This is a genomic window from Ruficoccus amylovorans, assembly GCF_014230085.1.
GTDB lineage: Bacteria > Verrucomicrobiota > Verrucomicrobiia > Opitutales > Cerasicoccaceae > Ruficoccus > Ruficoccus amylovorans.
Genome location: NZ_JACHVB010000014.1, coordinates 29,773 through 49,149 on the forward strand (window position 1 = coordinate 29,773; position 19,377 = coordinate 49,149).

General features: G+C 62.8%; 15 protein-coding genes. 11 read left to right on the forward strand and 4 right to left on the reverse strand.

Translation table 11 applies throughout. The features are described from left to right. Positions 1 to 206 precede the first annotated feature (206 nt). The gene (gene leuA / locus H5P28_RS04685) at positions 207 to 1,913 is read right to left on the reverse strand and encodes a 2-isopropylmalate synthase (RefSeq protein ID WP_185674558.1); all 1,707 of its coding nucleotides are present in this window, start codon (positions 1,911 to 1,913) and stop codon (positions 207 to 209) included. A gap of 339 nt (positions 1,914 to 2,252) precedes the next feature. Between leuA and H5P28_RS04690 the strand changes: the two genes are divergently transcribed. Further along, positions 2,253 to 2,804: a flavoprotein gene (locus tag H5P28_RS04690; protein ID WP_185674559.1), complete on the forward strand. Its 552-nt coding sequence runs from the start codon at positions 2,253 to 2,255 to the stop codon at positions 2,802 to 2,804. A gap of 326 nt (positions 2,805 to 3,130) precedes the next feature. On the opposite strand, the gene H5P28_RS04695 is transcribed toward H5P28_RS04690, so the two are convergent. The 3 genes from H5P28_RS04695 to leuS are packed head-to-tail and all read right to left on the reverse strand — an operon-like array spanning position 3,131 to position 7,373. Then, on the reverse strand, positions 3,131 to 3,988 hold the full coding sequence (locus H5P28_RS04695; protein WP_185674560.1) for an LpxI family protein: 858 nt from the start codon (positions 3,986 to 3,988) through the stop codon (positions 3,131 to 3,133). Further along, positions 3,985 to 4,770 (reverse strand): FecR family protein, encoded by a 786-nt coding sequence (locus H5P28_RS04700; protein ID WP_185674561.1) that lies wholly within the window; start codon positions 4,768 to 4,770, stop codon positions 3,985 to 3,987. Before H5P28_RS04700 ends, H5P28_RS04695 begins: the two co-directional genes overlap by 4 nt. After that, positions 4,767 to 7,373 carry a leucine--tRNA ligase gene (gene leuS, locus H5P28_RS04705; protein ID WP_185674562.1) on the reverse strand — a complete coding sequence of 869 codons (2,607 nt, stop codon included), beginning with the start codon at positions 7,371 to 7,373 and terminating at the stop codon, positions 4,767 to 4,769. Before leuS ends, H5P28_RS04700 begins: the two co-directional genes overlap by 4 nt. Before the next feature lie 143 nt (positions 7,374 to 7,516). Between leuS and H5P28_RS04710 the strand changes: the two genes are divergently transcribed. The 10 genes from H5P28_RS04710 (at position 7,517) to H5P28_RS04755 (ending at position 19,376) form a co-directional block, all read left to right on the forward strand. Then, on the forward strand, positions 7,517 to 8,866 hold the full coding sequence (locus H5P28_RS04710; protein ID WP_221773357.1) for a trypsin-like peptidase domain-containing protein: 1,350 nt from the start codon (positions 7,517 to 7,519) through the stop codon (positions 8,864 to 8,866). 440 nt (positions 8,867 to 9,306) lie between these two features. Beyond that, positions 9,307 to 10,752, forward strand: a complete 1,446-nt coding sequence (locus H5P28_RS04715) for a PDZ domain-containing protein (protein ID WP_185674564.1) — start codon at positions 9,307 to 9,309, stop codon at positions 10,750 to 10,752. 128 nt (positions 10,753 to 10,880) lie between these two features. Further along, positions 10,881 to 11,474 carry a riboflavin synthase gene (locus H5P28_RS04720; protein WP_185674565.1) on the forward strand — a complete coding sequence of 198 codons (594 nt, stop codon included), beginning with the start codon at positions 10,881 to 10,883 and terminating at the stop codon, positions 11,472 to 11,474. Positions 11,475 to 11,506: 32 nt separating this feature from the next. Continuing rightward, complete coding sequence (locus tag H5P28_RS04725; RefSeq protein ID WP_185674566.1) at positions 11,507 to 12,553, forward strand: uracil-DNA glycosylase; 1,047 nt, start codon at positions 11,507 to 11,509, stop codon at positions 12,551 to 12,553. A gap of 154 nt (positions 12,554 to 12,707) precedes the next feature. Continuing rightward, positions 12,708 to 13,994, forward strand: coding sequence for a serine hydrolase domain-containing protein (locus tag H5P28_RS04730; RefSeq protein ID WP_185674567.1), 1,287 nt, complete (start codon positions 12,708 to 12,710; stop codon positions 13,992 to 13,994). A gap of 80 nt (positions 13,995 to 14,074) precedes the next feature. Beyond that, complete coding sequence (locus H5P28_RS04735; RefSeq protein WP_185674568.1) at positions 14,075 to 14,557, forward strand: Lrp/AsnC family transcriptional regulator; 483 nt, start codon at positions 14,075 to 14,077, stop codon at positions 14,555 to 14,557. Positions 14,558 to 14,693: 136 nt separating this feature from the next. After that, positions 14,694 to 15,869: an aminotransferase class I/II-fold pyridoxal phosphate-dependent enzyme gene (locus H5P28_RS04740; RefSeq protein WP_185674569.1), complete on the forward strand. Its 1,176-nt coding sequence runs from the start codon at positions 14,694 to 14,696 to the stop codon at positions 15,867 to 15,869. Between the two features lie 147 nt (positions 15,870 to 16,016). Then, the gene (der, locus tag H5P28_RS04745) at positions 16,017 to 17,474 is read left to right on the forward strand and encodes a ribosome biogenesis GTPase Der (RefSeq protein ID WP_185674570.1); all 1,458 of its coding nucleotides are present in this window, start codon (positions 16,017 to 16,019) and stop codon (positions 17,472 to 17,474) included. 244 nt (positions 17,475 to 17,718) lie between these two features. After that, the gene (fmt, locus tag H5P28_RS04750; protein WP_221773358.1) at positions 17,719 to 18,702 is read left to right on the forward strand and encodes a methionyl-tRNA formyltransferase; all 984 of its coding nucleotides are present in this window, start codon (positions 17,719 to 17,721) and stop codon (positions 18,700 to 18,702) included. A 140-nt stretch (positions 18,703 to 18,842) separates the two neighbouring features. Continuing rightward, positions 18,843 to 19,376 carry a LysM peptidoglycan-binding domain-containing protein gene (locus H5P28_RS04755; protein WP_185674571.1) on the forward strand — a complete coding sequence of 178 codons (534 nt, stop codon included), beginning with the start codon at positions 18,843 to 18,845 and terminating at the stop codon, positions 19,374 to 19,376. Position 19,377: the final 1 nt, after the last annotated feature.

Here is a 19,377-nt window from a genome sequence, read left to right on the forward strand (position 1 = left end):
TAAACTGCCGTTCTGGGGTTTTTAGGCCATTTTAACAATGCAGCCTACCAGGCAGAGAAAGCATGCACGAAGCACACCAAGGCGTTCGTTACCGTTCTTGCGAAGGGACGAAGTTCCGTCTCAAAAGTTTTTTGGGGAGAGCGCGAGAGGGTGTTTTTTTTCAAAAAACACCCTCTCGCCTAACCCTCAAAGCTTCGCGGGCGGGTTTACGCCGGTTTGTGCTGGAGGCGGTTGAAGGCCGAGACGAGGGCCTTCAGGCCGGCGATCTCGATGGAGGTGTCGATCCCGCAGCCCCACAGCAGGCGTCCATTGTCCACGTCCTGGAGTTGGATGTAGGCCGCGCTGTTGGAGGCCGAGCCCTTGCCTACCGAGTGCGAGCGGTAGTCGGTCAGGCGGAAGTTTTTCCAGCCCTGATGCTCGATGGCATCGACGAAGGCGCTGATCGGGCCGTTGCCAGTGCCCTCGATCTGGAGTTCCTTACCCTCGTAAACGACCTGGGCGATGCAGCGGACCATGCCGGGTGTTTCCGTCTGGTGGAACAGCTCGTACTCGCCCAGGGACAGCGGCTTGGACAGGTTGACGAAGTGCGCCTCGAAGACCTCGCGGATTTCGTCGGCGTTGAGTTCCTTCTGCTGGCGGTCGGCTTCGTCGTTGACGATCTTGCCCACTTCCGGGTGCATGCTCTTGGGCAGCTCCAGGCCGTGCTCGGTGTCCATGATGTAGGCCACGCCGCCCTTGCCGCTCTGGCTGTTGATACGGATGATGGCCTCGTAGGTGCGGCCCAGGTCCTCGGGGTCGATGGTCAGGTAGGGAACCTCCCAGACCGGGTCGGACTCGGCGGATTTTTTCCGGCGGTCCAGGCCCTTTTTGATCGCGTCCTGGTGGCTGCCGGAAAAGGCCGTGAAGACCAGCTCGCCGCCATAGGGGTGGCGCTCATGCACGCTCATGCGGGTGCAGCGTTCGTACACCTCGCAGATGTGCGGCAGGTTGGAAAAGTCCAGCCCGGTGTCGATGCCGTGGCTGTTCATGTTCAGGGCGACATTGACGATGTCGAGGTTGCCGGTGCGCTCGCCGTTGCCGAAGAGCGTGCCCTCGACCCGGTCGGCCCCGGCCAGCAGGCCCAGCTCAGTGGCGGCCACGCCGGTGCCGCGGTCGTTGTGGGTGTGCAGGGAGATCCAGACCTTTTCGCGCCCCTTGACCGTGCGGCAGAAGTACTCGATCTGGTCGGCGTGGACGTTGGGCGTGGTCCACTCGACGGTCGCGGGCAGGTTCAGGATCATGCGGCGCTCGACGGTGGGCTTCCACACGTCCATGACGGCTTCGCAAATCTCAATCGCGTAGTCGATTTCGGTGTCGTTAAAGCTTTCCGGCGAGTACTCCATGGTGATCTCGCTGCCTTCGGCCTCGGCCTCATCGGCCAACTGGCGCACCAGTTGGGCTCCCTTGACGGCGATGGCCTTGATGTCGTCCTTGCTGGAGTCCGAAAAGGTGATCTTGCGCTGCAAGGGCGAGGTGGAGTTGTAGAGGTGCACGATGGCGCGCTTGACCCCTTTCAGCGCTTCGAAGGAGCGCCGGATCAGGTGTTCGCGGGCCTGGACCAGTATCTGCACCTGCACGTCGTCAGGGATCTCGCCCTGCTCGACCAGACGGCGCAGGAAGTCGAACTCCGTCTGCGAGGCCGAAGGGAAGCCCACCTCGATCTGTTTGAAGCCGACCTGCACGAGCAGGCGGAACATCTCCAGTTTTTCCTCGATATTCATCGGGATGGCGAGGGCCTGGTTGCCGTCGCGTAAATCGACGCTGCACCAGATGGGTGCCTGTTCGATGACGCGATCCGGCCATTGGCGGTCCTTCAGCGGGATGCTGAAGCGCCGGTGGAAGGGGACGTATTTACGAATACTGGAGGGTTTCATGGAAAACGGCGTGAAAAAGATTAACGCTAGATAAACCGGAAAAAGCACACAAGCGTGCAATGCGATGGGGACACAATGAGCCGTGGCGGCTGTTTGTTATCATGTGTCCGTCTGGCCGTCCAACGGCCGGGCCCCGCCCAGGGGGCATGTGTCATCCCGCAACTCCCCCTCAGGGGAGAAGCGCCAAACCAAGAAGGCGGCGGAATGCGTAAGCGTCCATGATGCGGGGAACTATCAGCCTGGCGGGGGCGCTTGTCAAGGCTTCGCTTTGGGCCTGTTCGGGGCCAAGGTGATATTTTTGCTGCCATCCCCACAGGAACCAACTAGAAGGACGTTATTATGCCATTGGTAGGCAAAACCATTATTCTCGGAGTCACCGGCTCTATCGCTGCTTACAAGGCGGCGGACCTGGCCTCCCAGCTCACGCGCATGGGGGCGGAGGTCCACTGCGTGATGACACACTCGGCGGCGAAAATCGTTGGCCCGATCACGCTCCAGACTCTCTCGCGCAACCCGGTCGGTGTCGACCTGTGGCGCGAGGGCGAAGGCTGGCAGCCCGGCCACATCGAGCTGGCCGACAAGGCGGACCTGCTGCTGGTCGCCCCGGCCACGGCGAACACGATTGCCTGTTTCGCCCAGGGACTCGCGCCGGATTTACTTTGCTCGATCTACCTGGCGACACTGGCCCCGGTCATGATCGCCCCGGCCATGAACGGTAAAATGTTCCGTCACCCGGCCACCCAGTCCAACATCAAGCTCCTGCGCGAACGCGGCGCGACCTTCATCGAGCCTCAGGCCGGCGGCATGCTCGCCTGCGGCTACGAGGGCGAGGGCAAGCTCGCCCCGGTCGAGCAGATTATCGCCCGCGTGGTGGCGTTTTTCAGGGAGTAGGCGGCGGGTGTTCTGTGTTTTCGCGTTATGGGTAATAGATAATTAACCACAGAGGACACAGAGAGCACAGAGTTTTTAAGGGAGGTGCACCGGTCAGTTCTGTGCTTTGGAGGTTTTTTTGCGGCTACAGTATTTTTCAACTACGCGAAAAGGCATTTTCTTCCTTACTTCCCGATCTTCCTGTTAAAACTCCCAGATTTCAAAACGGGCGAGAAGTGCCATTTCCTTCTCTGTGCTCTCTGTGTCCTCTGTGGTTAAAATCAAAAAAAACAGCAGGAGCGCATCTTTCGATAACCCAGTTGTAGAACAGCTGTGGGTGTGCGTGACTAGGCCCGGTAGCCGGTTAGCTGGATTTTTAACCGGCGGGCTTCTTCGAGGACGGCGGGCTTGTCGAGAATGATGGTGTTGTCGGCCTCGACGGCGGCGTGACGGATGTTGGCCGAGGCGAGGCTTTCCAGGGTTTTCAGGCCGAAGACCGGCACGTCGAAACGGTAATCCTGCGCGGGCTTGACGGTCTTGACAAAGAGCGGGTCGCGGGCCTCAAAGGTGCCTGCGCGGGCGAGCATCTGGTCCGTGCCCTCGAAGCCCTCAACCGCCAGCACCGTACCCCGGCTGACCACAACGCCCTGGCCGATGTCGAGCCGGGCGACCTCTTTGGCTATGCGGATGCCGTGGGCGAGGGTTTGCGGGTCGATCCGGTCCCGGCCACCGGTCATGACGCCCTCGTCGGCAAGTTGGTCTTCGAGAAAGGCGCGGGCGTCGAGTTGGCAGACGCCGATTTTCCCAATCTCCGCCGCCAGCGCCCCGAAGATCGACTCGGCGTTGCGCTCCTTGAGCGAGGCGAGGATGGCCACGGCTTTGAGGTCGGGGTGCAGCCCCTTGAAAAGGCGGCGCGGGGTGATCTGCCCGGCCATGACGGCGTAGCGTGCGCCGTGACGTTTGAGCGCCTTTAGCATGTGGCCGACCTGGCCGACCTTTATCATGGAGCGGTCGGCCTCGGGAAAGCTGTCGTAAAAATCGACCGAGGTCTCGCCGTGAAAGGCGACCAGACGCAGGGGAACTCCGGCGGCACGGGCTTTCTCAGCCAGGAGCACCGGGTAGCGCCCCTTGCCCGCGATGATGGCCAGCGGCTGGGCGGGGTCGAAGTCCGCCGGGAGAAAGGGGCTGGAGTTCGTGGTGCTCAATTGTGGATCATGAAATCGTTTTTGGCCGCGCTACGGGCGGAGGACTTGGGGATGCGGACCTGGGTCTCCCAGCCGTCGTCTTCGTCGGGGGAGAAGACCACCAGCCGGTAGTTGGTCTGCGCGGTCGCGATTTGGTCGCTGACGGCCTTGCGCTCGGTCGTATCGAGCGTGCGGAGCATGCCGGAGGTGGACAGGTTGCTGGTCTTGCCGAGGTCGAGCCACTGGCCGCTCTGGAGGACGAGCGGACGCCCGGAGTTGCGGCTCAGGCGCATGGTGCCGTCGAGCATGGCCACCTGCGGCGGGGCGCTGTCGAGTGAGACGATCATCGCGCTGACCCGGCCGCTGAGCGTGCCGGAGGGAAGCTCGATCGTCAGGCTGGAGGTGGCCCGCGGCTGGACCTGGGCCAGTGCGAAACCGCCGCGCTCCAGCTTGAGTTCGATCTGCGAGCGGGCCATTTCCACGTTGTCGGTGGTGGCGGCGGAGCCATCCGGCAGGGCCTGCCTGAACTTGACCACGTTCAGTGTGGTGTCCGGTTCGAGCACGAGGGCCATGCGGTTGGAAAAGACCAGGCAGGAGCGACCGCTGGGGCCGCTGACGATGGTCTGGCCCACCGGGTCGAAGGATTCGTGCTTGGACAGGTCGCGCCCGTCGGCGGTGAGACTGCCGGAGAGGCCCTTGACGAAGGCGATGCCCCCGCGTGTTTCGTCGGCCCGCAGACCCGCGCCGCAGAGCAGGGCGAGTCCGAGCAGGCAGAAAAAGCGGAGGGCGGGGCGGCGGCTCATTTCACGACCAGATTGACGATTTTGCCCGGCACGTAAATCTCTTTCACCACGGTCTTGCCCTCGGTCTGCGCCAGCACGCGCTCCAGGCCCTTGGCTTGCGCGAGGATGTCCTCCTTGGCCAGGTCCTTGGACACTTCCAGTTCGCCGCGCAGCTTGCCGTTGACCTGGACGATGATTTTGACCGTGTCGTTGACCAGCAACGACTCGTCGCAGACGGGCCACGGGGCGGCGGAGACGCCCCCGGCCGCGCCGCCGAGGCGTTCCCATAGCTCTTCGCACAGGTGCGGGGCCAGCGGGGCCAGAAGCTGGATAAAGGTCTTGGCGGTCTCGCGGTTCATGCGCCCGGCCTTGGAGATGGCGTTCAGGCAGATCATTAGCTGCGAGATGGCGGTGTTGAAGCCCAGCGCGGTGTAGTCGGCGGTGACCTTTTTGATCGTCTCGTGCAGGACGCGCAGGGTCTCCGGCGATTCGGGGGTGTCGTCCACGCGGGCGGCGACAGAGCCGTCCTCGGCGATGACTTCGCGCCAGAGCTTTCTGAGGAAGCGCACCACGCCCTCGATGCCCTGCGTGTTCCAGGGCTTCATCGCCTCCAGCGGCCCGAGGAACATCAGGTAAAGCCGCAGGCTGTCCGCGCCGTACTGGGCGATGATGTCGTCGGGGTTGACGACGTTGCCCCGGCTCTTGGACATCTTTTCGCCGTCTTCACCGAGAATGATCCCCTGGTGGAAAAGCTCGGTGAAGGGCTCAGGCGTCTTGAGCACGCCCTCGTCGTAGAGGAAGCGGTGCCAGAAACGCGCGTAAAGCAGGTGCAAGACGGCGTGCTCCGCGCCGCCCACGTAGAGGTCGGGCATGCCCCAGTAGTCTTCCTTCTTCGGGTCGATGAGCGCCTCGGCGTTCTTCGGGTCGATGTAGCGCAGGTAGTACCAGCACGAGCCCGCCCATTGGGGCATGGTGTTGGTTTCGCGCAGACCCTCGACCAGCCCGCTTGTATCGGAAAGTTCCTTGCGTGCCGTGACGTTGCCTGTCGCCGGGTCGATGGCGACCTCCAGCCACTCGGGGATGTTGGCCAGCGGGCTTTGCCCGTCGGGCGAGGGCTGATAGCTCTCGGTCTCGGGCAACGTGAGTGGCAGGGCACTCTCGGGCAGCGGCACGGCAAACCACTTTTTCCCGTCCATCGTGCAAGTCACCGGCTCCTCGGGCAGCAGGCCCGCGAAGGCCGCCCCGGAGGCAACTGTGGCGTAATCGGCCTCGGAGACCCAGACGATGGGGAAGGGCTCGCCCCAGTAGCGCTGGCGCGAGAAGAGCCAGTCGCGCAGCTTGAAGTTGACCGTGGCCTTGCCGCGGTTTTCGGACGCGAGTTTGTCGGTGATCTTCTTTTTCGCGGCGGTGACATCCAGGCCGTCAAGCAGGCCGGAGTTGATTAATTTTCCGTCGCCGGTGTAAGCCTCGGTGAGTTCGCCTCCGTGCCTCTGTGCCTCTGTGTGAGTCTCATCCGAAATGACCTGAACGATTTTTAACCCAAACTCCTTCGCAAAGGCGAAGTCGCGCTCGTCGTGGGCGGGGACGGCCATGATCGCGCCGGTGCCGTAGCTCATGAGCACGTAGTCGGCGACCCAGACGGGGATTTTTTCGCCGTTGACCGGGTTGATGGCGTGGCAGCCGGTGAAGACGCCGGTCTTTTCCTTGGACAGCTCGGCGCGTTCGAGGTCGGACTTGTTGGCGGCTTTGCGGACGTAGCTCTCAACCGCTTCGCGCTTGTCGTCGGCGGTGATTTTGGAAAGCAGCGGGTGCTCGGGGGCGACGACCATGTAGGTGGCCCCGAAGAGCGTGTCCGGGCGGGTGGTGAAAACGGTCAGCGTGTCGTCGAAGCCGTCCAGCGAGAAGGTGACCTCGGCCCCTTCGGAGCGGCCGATCCAGTTCGACTGGAGGCGCTTGGTGGAGTCGGGCCAGTTGACGTCCTTGAGGCCGTCGAGGAGCTTGTCGGCGTAGGCGGTGATACGCAGGACCCACTGGCGCAGCGGACGGCGCTCGACGGGGAAGCTCCCGCGTTCGCTGCGGGGGCCTTCAGGCGTGTTGAGGACTTCCTCGTTGGCCAGGACGGTGCCCAGCTCGGGGCAGAACCACACGGGCTTCTCGTCCACGTAGGCGAGGCCCTTTTTGAAGAGCTTTAGGAAAATCCACTGCGTCCAGCGGAAGTAGTGCGGGTCGGTGGTGTTGACCTCGCGGTCCCAGTCGTAGGTCAGACCAATGGCGCGGAGCTGCTCCTTAAAGCGGGCGATGTTGCGCTTGGTCACGACGGCGGGCTGTTCGCCTGTTTTGATCGCGTACTGCTCGGTGGGCAGGCCAAAGGCGTCCCAGCCCATCGGGTGCAGGACGTTGTGGCCCTGGGCCTTCTTGAAGCGCTTGAGGGCGTCGGTGGCGGTGTAGCCCTCGGGGTGGCCGATGTGCAGGCCCGCGCCCGAGGGGTAGGGGAACATGTCCAGCACGTACCAGGTGGGCTTGTCCGCGAAGTCTTCCGCGTAAAAGGTTTTGTTGTCCGCCCAGAAGTCCTGCCAGTGGCGCTCGATCAGGGAGAAGTCGTAGCTGTCGCAACGTGTTGCCATGTCTTTGTAAAAACGGGAAGAAATAGCCGCTCCGCCCCCGGATGGTCAAGCCCATGTCGGTTTGGCCGTGACAGGGGGGCGAAAACGGCTAGGGGTAGGGCATGCGGATTTTTGCCCCGGTTCTCTCTGTTTTGTTCGCATGCTTGTTGGCGGCCCCGGCCCTGCACGCGATCACGCCCCGCTTCGCCACGCGGGATCGCGAACGCGTCTCGACCGCCGTGGACGACATCGAACCGGGCTTTCAGCGCCTGCTTGACGCGGTGGTCCGGCTCGATGTGTGGGAGACGACCTTTGACGAGGGGGCCAAGCGGACCCAGCACGGCGTCGGCTCGGGGGTGATTATGACGCGCGAGGGCCACATCCTGACCAACGCCCACGTCGTCAACCCCTACGCCGAGCGCATCATGGTCACGCTCAACAACCTCGAACGTGTCGATGCCGAGTTGGTTGGCTGGGACCACTGGACGGACCTCGCCGTGGTCAAGATCGACCCCGACTCCCTTGAAAAGCGCGGCCTGTCCTTCGATTACGCGCAGTTCGGGGACTCCGCCGAGCTTGTGCCGGGGCAGACCGTTTACGCCGTGGGCACGCCCAACGGCCTTAGCCGTACCGTCACCCGGGGGATCATTTCCAACACCGACCGCTACTTCGAGGGCTCGACCGTGGGGCGCGGTTACGAGACCGGGTATTTTAATACCTGGCTCCAGACCGACGCCGCCATCAACCCCGGCAACAGCGGCGGCCCGCTCGTGTTGCCGGACGGGCGCGTCATCGGGATCAACACCCGGGGCTACCTCGGGGCCGAAAACCTCGGCTTTGCCGTGCCCTCAGACATCGCCCGGGCCGTGATGGACGACCTCATCCACGACAGCAGCATCGTGCGCAGCTACATCGGCCTGCGCCCCGGCCCCATGCAGGACCTGGAGAATTTTTACGAACTGGAAAGCAACCGCGGGATGCTCGTACAGAGCGTTGACCCCGGCTCGCCGGTGGCCGAGGCCGGGCTGCGCCCCGGCGATATCGTGCTGGAGATCGACGGGCAGGCGATGGACGGGCGCTTTCCGGAGCAGTTGCCCGCGATCCAGAATTTTATCGCCAGCCGCGCCCCCGGCCAGACGGTCAACCTCAAGGTCAAGCGCGGCTTCCAGACCATTGAGATGCCGGTAGTGACAGAGCCGCTGGAGAGCCGTATCGGTGAGGAAACCGCGCTGGAGGGCTGGGGCCTGGGCGTGCAGAAAATCAGCCGCTCCATCGCCCGTGAGGAAAACCTCGACTCGACGGACGGCTTTGTCGTGGTGGGCGTGCAACCTGCCTTCCCGGCCTACGAGGCGGGTATCCGCCGGGGCGACGTCATCACCAAGGTCAATCGCCAGACCCTCGACTCGCTGAAGGAACTGGAGGCCATTTACCAGTCCTACGAAGCCGACCCGCAAAAGACCCTGATCGAAGTCAACCGCAACCACCAGGTCCGCTTCATGGTCCTCAAACCCTAGGCAGGGCAGCAGGGCATGCCCTGCACCCTGGATGCTGCGCATCCGGATGACTCCGCCAACGCGGAGTCATGGGCGAAGGCGGTTGACGCCGGCTCAAACGAACTGCGTTGGGCATACAGGGACACGGCGGAGGGATGTGGGAAGGGGGCTGAGGCGTTTGGCTGGATCGGCAATCAGGCGTAGCGGTCTTTCTGGACGAGTAGGGGAACGTACAGTCGATGGAAATTTGCCTACAGGTTTCTCATCTTGCTCGAGGAACGTGTACGAAGTTCGTTTGAATCGGCGTCCGTCACCGTTGCCCATGCCGCCGCTCCAAGCGGTGGCATCAGTGATCCGAGAGGATCACAGGTGCAGGACTGCGTCCTGCGTTCTGTGCGGCCACGCACACGCACCCGGTTTCGGATTGAACCTTGGGCGGGGGGAGGTTTGACTGGAGAACTATGTCTCTGAGCCAACGTTTTTCGATCATCTCGGTTTTATCATTGCTGCTGCTGGCGGCGGGGCTCCGGGCCCAAGAGGCGGCTCCCGCTGTCGCCCCGGCCAGTGACGGGGTGTCGGCGGCGATGCCGGAGAATTTCGAGACCCTCTTTAACGAGCGGACCAAGAGCGTGGTGGCGGTGGAGATGTTCGTGCAGAACGAGATCGACCGCGAACCGCTGGGCGCGGTCGGGGTGGTCTTCGACGCGGAGGGGCGGATCATCCTGCTCGACAACGCCATGCCCTCGTGGCTCCCGCCCGAGCGTTTCAAAGACATCCGCGTGCGCCCGCTGGGTGAGGATGTGGAGGGCTATCCGGCCCGCTACCTGGGACAGGATTTTCTCACCGGACACCATTTTCTCCAGTTGACGGACGGGCTGGGCGAGTTCGTCCCCGTGACGCAGTGGGGCAAGTCCGACATCAAGACCGGGCAATTTCTCTGGGGCATCGGCGTGATGAACAAGCCCTGGCATTTCCTGCCGTATTTCCTGTGCAGCCGCCTCTCGGCAGTGGAAAAGCTCCCTTGGGAGATCGGCTTCACCGTGCGAGCCTCGACCTCGCCGGGCTCGGTATTGTTTGACGCGCAGGGGCGCTTTGCCGGGTGGGGCAGTCGCCCCAGCACAGAGGAAAAGCTCCTCATCCTCGACACCGGGCAGCAGCGTCCCGTCGGTTTGCAGGACCTGCGTGAGACGAATGCCTTTCTGACTGTGGAGCGCTTCTATGACTTTATCCAGCGCGTGCCCGCCACGCCGGAGGGTGACGCTCGCCCGTGGCTCGGGGCCACCGGGATGCAGCCGCTTTCGCGCGAGGTGGCGCAGTTCCTCGGACTGGAAGGGCAGGGCGCGGTCGTGGTGAGCGACATCATCGAGGACAGCCCAGCCGCCAAGGGCGACCTGAGCGGCAAGGACATTATTATCAAAATCGACGGCCAACCGCTGCCCAAGCTTCGGCCCGACGTGATCACCCCCCGCTACGTGGAGACCGAACTGATGTCCCGCCAGATCGGCGACAAGGTGACGCTCACCGTGATCCGGGGCGACGAGGAGAAAGACCTCGAATTCGAACTGGGCCAGCAGCCGAAAGTGCTCAAGGAAGCCGAGCGCGAATACTACCCCGGCCTCGGGCTGGGCATCCGCGAGTTCCTGCTCATGGACGGGATTGCCCGGCGGCAGTTGCGTTCGGACGTGGGCGGCGTGGTGGCCGACTTCATCAAGCCCAACAGCAAGGTCAGCTCGGGCGGGCTCCAGGTTGGCGACTGGATCAAGGAGATCGACGGCACGGAGATAAACACCTTCGCGCAGGCCCGGGAGATTCTTGCCGCCATCGAAAGTGATACTGACAAGAGCGAGGCCGTCATGCTCGTCGAGCGCAACAACGAGACCAAGGTCCTTCGCATCAAGCTCAAGTGACAAGGGGCGGAGCACTTATTTATCATTGGTCATTTCTTATTTCTCATTTTTTATTGATTCACTGCTATCGTTTTTAAGTTTGGCATTTTTTCCAAGAAAACAGCACAACGGATTAAACGGGAGATTTTATGTTTACGGGAATTGTCGAAGAAACCGGGGAGGTCGTTTCCTTCTCGGAGGAAAAGGAAGCTTACCGCCTGGTTGTTCGCGCGAAGGACGTGCTCGACGGTCTCAAGATCGGCGACAGCGTGGCCTGCAATGGCTGCTGCCTGACCGTGGTCGAGATCGGCGCGGACACCCTGCGCTTTGACCTGCTGGGCCAGACCGTGCGCCTGACCTCCTTTGCGGACCTCGCGCCCGGTTCACTCATCAACCTGGAGCGCAGCCTCGCCGCCAATGGCCGCCTGGGCGGCCACTTCGTGCAGGGGCACATCGATGAGACCGGCACCATCACCGTCCTCGAAGAGCGCGGCAAGGACATCTACATCCGCGTAAAAATCCCCGCCGGCACCGGCAAGTACCTTGCCCCCAAGGGCAGTATCGCGATCGACGGGATTTCCCTGACCGTGGCCGAGCTGCACGAGGACGGCTTCGCGGTGTGGATCATCCCGCACACCATCGAAGTGACCAACCTGCGCCAGAAAAAAGCCGGGGACCGGGTCAACCTCGAGTTTGACATGCTGGCCAAGTACCTGGAGCGCCTGCTTCAGAAAGACGCTTGAACGCGGCCCGCGCCGCCCTATGGTGATTGCCCATGCGCAACGAACTGCTGGCCGTCGTCGATGAACTCAAGCGCCTCCGCGAGGAGGGCGTGAGCAGCGTCGCCGTCAGCGAGGAGGCGCTCACGTCCCTGCGTCAGGCGGTGGCCGCGCGCCGGGGGCAGGGGAGTGCCAGCGACTCCACACCGGCGGCGAAGGAACGCTTCGCGCCCGTGCCTGAGCCGGGCGAGCAGGCGTTTTCGTCCGGGGTTACGGCTCCTGAGGCGCGGCGTCCGGACTACCGCGAGCCGGTTGATTCCGGCGAGCGTTCGAGCGGAATTGTCCTGCCGGGGAGCGCGGCGCCCGCCGCCAAAAAGAAAGCGCCGGAGGTCAAGGTGGCCGCCGCGACGGGGCCGTCTGCGGCCGGGTTGCCGGACTTTGTCAAACCCATCCCCGCGCCCAAGCCCTTTACCCTTCCCGGTGGCGACAAGCAGAGCCGTTGGGAGTGGCTGCGCGAGCGGGTGATGAACGACCCCGTGTGCCTGGAGCACGTCAAGCCGGACAAAAAACTCGTCCTCGGCGTGGGCAGTCTGGATGCGGACATTTTCTTCTGCGGGGAAGCCCCCGGCGCGGACGAGGAGACGCAGGGCGAGCCCTTTGTCGGTGCGGCGGGGCAATTGTTGACCAAGATCATCGGCGCGATGGGGCTCAAGCGCGAGCAGGTCTATATCGGCAACATCATGAACTGGCGACCCGAGCACGACAAGCCCTTCGGCAACCGCAAGCCGGCGGAGGTCGAAATGGCCTACTGCCTGCCGCACCTCAAGGCGCAGATCGAGATCGTCCAGCCAAAGGTGATCGTCGCCCTCGGCGCGACCGCCGTTGACGGACTGTTCGGCTTCGGACAGGGGCAGGGCATCCGCCGCAAGCGTGGCTCCTGGCGCGAGTTCGAGGGCATCCCGACCATCATTACTTTCCATCCCTCGTACCTGCTTCATCAGGACTCCCCACAGGTCAAGCGCCAGGTCTGGGAGGACATGCTCGCCGTGATGGAAAAGCTCGCCATGCCCATCTCCGACAAGCAGCGCGGCTATTTTACCTGAGTTGGTGTGACGTCGGCTTGGTCCTTGGTAACAGCCCCTGGCGGGCAACCCTTTTCCTGCCGCTTGTCAAAGAGGAATTGCTCGTAATTAAAGTGTAAAAGCCAGACAGGGCTTGCGGTTGGGGTATTTGTGCTCTTCTTCGCCAAGGATGTTTTTGTTTTTCCCCGCGAAAGAGTGTTTACGTGCGCCGCTGGCGTTGTTGGTGCTGACGGCCTTCTGGGGCGGTTCGCAGGCTGCCGCTTCCGAGCAGAGCGACATCGAGGCGATCATTGACGCGCACTACGACCAGCCGGGGCGGGCCGACATTCCGGGAATGGTGGTCGGCGTCTGGCAGGGGGACACGGCCGTGACTGTATCCGCCCGTGGATACAGCGACCTCGATCTGGACGCCTCCGGCGTGCCCGGCTCGAACCCCGTGGCCATGCAGTATTCTGACCAGATGCGCATCGCCAGCCTGACCAAGACCTTTACCGTCACGCGCATCTTGCAGCTTGCCGCCGAGGGGGTGATCGGCCTCGACGACCCGATCTCGAACTACGACGGCATGGGCGGGATTTCGCTCGCCGGCCTGAACACCGACCCGAGCTTCAATGCCTCGAACCCGGTCACGATCCGCGACCTGGCCCGCATGACCAGCAGCCTGGCCAACTACTCCGCCTCGGAGGGCATGATGAACGGCCTCATCAACGACATCAGCACCAGCTACACCGAGTCCCAATTGATCGACTTTGCCAAGGGCATGCCCGCCACCCCGGCCACCTGGACCTATTCCAATACCAACACCGTGCTGCTGGGCATGATTGTCGAGGCGGTGACAGGGAACTCGCTCGGCGATGAACTGCGCACGCACGTCTTCGACCCGGTGGGGCTTTCCGCCGACACCTATTACCCGACCGACATCAACTTCACCGGCGAGCACGCGCACGGTTACGGCCCGGACGGGGAGGGGATTTATGAAGACTTCACAGCGGCCAACCCCACGATGGCGGCGGGTGCCGGGGCCATGATCTCGACCTTCGACGACCTGCGCCAGTGGATCGAAGCCGTTGCCACGGGTATCCTTGCGGACGGTTCCTCGCTCTACGGCGACAGCCCGGAGGCTGCGGCCATGCAGGCCGAGCGCCTGCTCATGGTGGCCGCCGACGGGGCTGGCCCCTACTACGACGAGTACGGGCTGGGCATCGGGGAGATCGAGGAATGGCTCGGCCACAGCGGCGAATTTCTCGGCTACCAGCACATCATCATGTACGACCCGGAGACCGACCGCACGGTGGTTATCATGATCAACATGGCCGGATTCGAGGACGGCGAACACGTCCCGACGGAGATGTTCATCGACATCGCCAAGTACTACGCCTCCGTTCCCGAGCCCTCGACCATCGCCTTTCTCGCGCTCGCCGGGGTGGGGGTTCTTCTGCTCCGCCGCCGCTTACGTGCCTGAGTGGGGGCCACTGGTGCCCCCTGGCTGGATTTTTGTTGCACAGTGCCCGCGAGAGGTGCATATAAGCTCCTTTTTCCGCGATGAATCCAGTCCTCAAACTCCTCCTCGAAGGCGAACCCCTCAGCACTGAGCAGATGGGCGAAGTGCTCGGCATGTCCGAGACTCAGGTGGCCGTGGAACTGGAAAACCTCAAGGAAGAAGGCATCCTCATGGGCTGGCGGCCGATCATCAACCCCGACTTCGGGGGCGACGAAATCGTGCATGCCGTCATCGAGGTAAAGATCAGCCCCGAGCGCGAGGGCGGCTTTGACCGGCTGGCCGAGCGCATCAGCAAGTTCGACCGCGTTGAGTCCTGCTACCTCATGTCCGGTGCCTACGACCTGCTGTTGATTATTCACGCCGAGAACCTCAAGCGCATCGCCTCCTTTGTCTTTGAAAAGCTGGCCACGCTCGACGGTGTGGTTTCGACGGCCACGCACTTCATGCTCAAGGCTTACAAGGAGCAGGGCTACTTCATCGCCCGTCCCGCCGCCGCAGAAGACAAACCCTCGGTCAGCCCATAGGCCGGTGCCCCGCGCACCGTATCCCTCATGAGGCTGCCGCGAAGGCGGCCTTTTTTGTTTCAACCCGACATTTCCCGCAAAACTCCTGACTTGAGCCCATCGCCGATCCCATTTTCATAAAAAAACCACCACCGACATGTACGACCCTCAGCAATTCGTGGCGCGCCACGTGGCCGGGCTTCCCCGCTCGGGCATCCGTGACTTTTTCGCCATCGTCTCCCAGATGAAGGACGCGATCTCGCTCGGCATTGGCGAGCCTGATTTCGTGACGCCCTGGCATATCCGCGAGGCCGCCATCTTCGCCCTGGAGCGGGGCAAGACCTCCTACACGGACAACCGTGGCCTGCTGCGCCTGCGTCAGGTGCTGGCCGACTACATCGGGAAAAACTTCGGCATGGGCTACAAGCCCGAGTCCGAGATCCTCGTCACGGTCGGGGTCTCCGAGGCGCTCGACATCGCCCTGCGGGCCGTCATCAACCCCGGCGACAAGGTGCTCTACCACGAGCCCTGTTACGTCTCGTACCACCCGAGCGTGACGCTCGTGCACGGGCAGGCCATCCCGGTGGCGACCTCGGCGGCGGACGACTTCGCGCTCGACCCGGACAAGGTGATCGAAGCCTGGGAGCCGGGCGTGAAGGTGCTCATCCTCAACTTCCCGACCAACCCGACCGGCGGCGTGACCGACCGCGCCAAGCTCGAAAAGCTGGCCAAGTTCGTCATCGAAAAGGACATGCTCGTGATCAGCGACGAGGTTTACGCCGAGCTGACCTACGAGGGCACGCACACCTCCATCGCCAGCCTGCCCGGCATGCAGGAGCGCACGATTTTCCTGCACGGTTTTTCCAAGGCCTGGGCGATGACGGGCTTCCGACTCGGCTTCGCCTGCGGCCCGGCGCCGCTGGTCGAGGCCATGATGAAGGTCCACCAGTACGCCATGATGTGCGCGCCCATTCTCAGCCAGGAGGCCGGGGTCGAGGCGATCACCAACGGCGCCGAGAGCGTGGCCAAGATGAAGGACCAGTACCAGCGCCGCCGCGACTACATCACCCGCCGCTTTAACGAAATCGGCCTCAAGTGCCACGTCCCCAAGGGCACCTTCTACGCCTTCCCGGCGCTCCCGAAGGGCTTTTCGGGCACGTCGATGGACTTCTGCCAGGGCTTGCTCAAGGCGGAAAAAGTCGCCGTCGTCCCCGGCACCGCCTTCGGTCGCAGCGGCGAGGGCTTCTTCCGCGCCAGCTTCTCCAACAGCTACGAACAACTCATCACCGCCACCACCGCTATCGAGCGCTATGTGGGGAGTTTGAAGCTTTAGTCTTTTTATTAACCGCAAAGACGCAGAGACACAAAGAGGGATAAGTGCTTTGTTTATTAACGTCACCTGCGTTTGATCTGTATCTATTTCTCGGAAACAATTCCTTTGCGCCTTTGTGTCTTTGCGGTAAAAACTCTTCCTCTTTATATGAATCTCGAACGTAGCGTGGCCCTCGTTGGCCGTCCCAATGTCGGCAAGAGCCGGATCTTTAACCGACTCGTCGGGCGGCGCGTGGCCATCGTTCACGACATGCCGGGGGTGACCCGCGACCTCGCCACGGAGTTTGTGGCCGAGGGCGGCTATCACCTCATGGACACCGGCGGTATCGGGGTTAAGCCCGAGATGACCCCGGAGATGATTCACGCCGCGACCGAGGAGCAGGCGGACTTCGCGATCATGGCCGCCTCGCTTGTGCTCTTTGTCGTCGATGCCTCCGAGGGCCTGACCACGGTGGACGAGGAGCTGGCCATCCAGCTCCGTCGGTACAACAAGCCCACCATCCTCGTCATGAACAAGATGGACTGCAAGGGCTCGAGCACGCATCAGCTTGAGTTTACGCCGCTCGGGTTCAAGCCCGCCTGCGGGGTTTCCGCCGAGCACGGCAACGGCTTTGACCGCCTGCAGGACGCCATCCTGCGCATCCTCGGGCCCGCGCCCAAGGTGGACAATCCGGAGCAAAAAGGCCCGCGCCGCACCCGCATTTGCCTGGCCGGGAAGCCCAACGTCGGCAAATCCTCCCTCGGCAATCGCCTGCTCAACTCCGAGCGCCTGATCGTGAGCGAAGTGGCCGGGACCACGCGCGACGCCATTGAGGCCGACCTCGACTACACCACCGACAAGGGCACGCAATGGCACTTCCGGCTGGTCGATACCGCCGGTCTCAAGCCCAAGCGCAAGCTCGGCTCGTCGCTGGACTACTTTTCCACCCTGCGCTCGGAGGAGGCCATCCGGCGCTCCGACGTGGTCTTTCTCGTGCTCGACGCCATGACCGGCGTGACCAAGCACGACAAAAAACTGGCAGGGGAAATCCTGGAGGCGGGCGTCGGGCTCGTTATGGTCGTGAACAAGTGGGACTACGTCCGGGACATGTTCCGCCGCGAGCCGGTCAAGGGCTACGAGACCGAGGCCGAGTTCCGCAAGGGCTTCGTCGAGGCCGTGCGCAAGGAGCTGTTTTTCCTGCCCGACTCGCCGGTTATTTTCACTTCCGCGCTGGAGAACTTCCGGGTTGAGGACATTTTGAAAAAAGCCGCCGAGGTTCAGCAGACCCTGACCCGCGAACTGCCCACCGGCCCCATGAACCGCCTGGTCAAGGCGCTGGTGGAAAAGAAGCCGCCCAAGCTCGTCAACGGCAAGCGCTTCAAGATCTACTACGCGGTGCAGACCGGGCGCTGGCCCTTCCGCATCCGGCTGTTCTGCAACTCCGAGGAGCGCTTCGACGACAACTACCGCCGCTACCTCGAATCCGGCTTCCAGAAGGAGTTCAAGCTCAGCGGCTGCCCGATCCGCTTCGACCTCGTGGGCAAGCCCACCGAAAACCGCCGCAAGGAACTCACCATCACCGAGTACCGCAAAAAAGGCCAACGCAAGAAGCCCGGACGGAAGTAAAAGGACTCCCGGATGAAGCTTCGCCGCCTGTTTGTTGTTATTGAAAAAGAAAAAGCCTTCGATTGGCAGATGGGGCGAACAGTCGCAGGACGTTGATGTATTCTTGGCCCCGCTACCCGGAGCGTGTATTGGTTCTTTACTCTGATTTTTCTATTGAGCAGCTTGAGGAAGATGAGCTGCCCCCACGCTGACGAATAGGTCTTATTCCTTTGTGCTCTCTGTGTTTTCTGTGGTTAATAAAACGATGTCCGATCTTCCCCGAGTCGTTTTTATGGGTTCCGACGCGATAGCCGTGCCGGTACTGCGTTATCTCGCCGTCGAGGCGGCGGACAAGGTCGTGGTGGCTGGCGTTTTCAGCCAGCCGGATCGTCCGAAGGGCAGGGGGAAGCACCTTCAGCCCAACCCGCTGGCCGCCGCTGCGCGCGAGCTTGGGCTGCCGTTGCTCCAGCCGGAAAAGCCCGGTGCCGACGAGGCCGAATGGCTGGAGGAGCAAGGGGTGCGGCTGGTCTTCGTCATGGCCTACGGACACTTGCTGCGCAAGCGCCTGCTGGCCGCCCCGGCGTTGGGCTATGTGAATTTCCACGCCTCGCTCCTGCCGAAGTTCCGGGGAGCCTCGCCGGTCGAGACGGCGGTGGCCTGCGGCGAGGCCGAGACAGGCGTGAGCCTGATGCGGATCGTCCCGAAGATGGACGCCGGACCCGTGCTCGACACCGAGGCGGTCGCTGTCGAGCCGCTCGACACCGGCGCCTCCGTGCGGGAAAAACTCTCCGCCGCCACCGTGCCACTGCTGGCCCGCAACCTGGACGCTCTGCTGTCCGGACGGGCAGTTTTTAACGAGCAGGATGAGTCGGCTGTAACCTATTGCCGCAAGCTGGAAAAAACGGACGGCCAGCTTGATTTCACTGCCCCGGCTCATGTACTGGCCTCGCGTATCAACGGCCTCGATCCGTGGCCGGGCTGTTTCTGCGAAGTGGGTGAGACACGCTTGAAAGTCCGGCAGGCGCTCGCCCTTGGCAGCGCCGTGGCTCCGGAGCATCTTGCACCCGGCTCCGTTATCGAGGCGGGCCGCGAAGGGGTGGACATCGCCACCGGCAACGGCGTGCTGCGGATCCTCCAGCTCCAGCGCCCCGGCGGGAAAATGCTCCCGGCCCGCGACTTCCTCAGTGGCTTTGATTTGCCCGAGGGCACTCGCCTCGAAGGCGGCGAGATGCGGGAATTGCTGGTGTGAGGTTCCGCCCGTCCCTTTTGTCTGCGCGGGCTTGCCGTAATCCTGCTTGCCAAAAAAGGGCGACCGCCTAAGCTGGCCTTTTTATGATGAAATGTCTGTTGACAGGATGCCTCGTGTGGCTGGCCGCATTCCCCGCTTTGATGGGGCAGACTCGTGTGACCCTGGCCGATGTTTACCAGCAGGTGGAGCAGCTTCAGGCCCAGGTCGGGCGCTTGCGCCTGGACATGGAGGCGCTCCAGCGCGAGAACGATTCCCTGCGTAAAGCCCTCGAAGCGCAGACTCGGCAGCAGTCGGCGCTCGTCACCCAGTGCAACCAGATCAGCGCGCAGGTCAACGCGCAGCAAGGAGCCTGGGCCTCCCGCGAGACAGCCCTCAAGAAGGAGATTTACGCGGAAATGACCCGCCAGATGAAAGACTTGGCCAGCCAGACCCAGCAGGGCTTTGACCAGTTGACGAAGGCCCGCAGCTACAGCCAGCAGAACCAGACCACGAGTTTTGACCAGGACTACCCGCAGACCGGTATCTCCTACGTCGTCAAGTCCGGTGACAGCCTCTGGAAGATCGCCCGCGACAACAACTCCAGCGTCCGCGACATTCAGAACGCCAACCAGATCACCAACCCGGGCGATTTGAAAGTCGGGCAAACCATTTTCGTGCCTCAGCGTAACCCCTAAG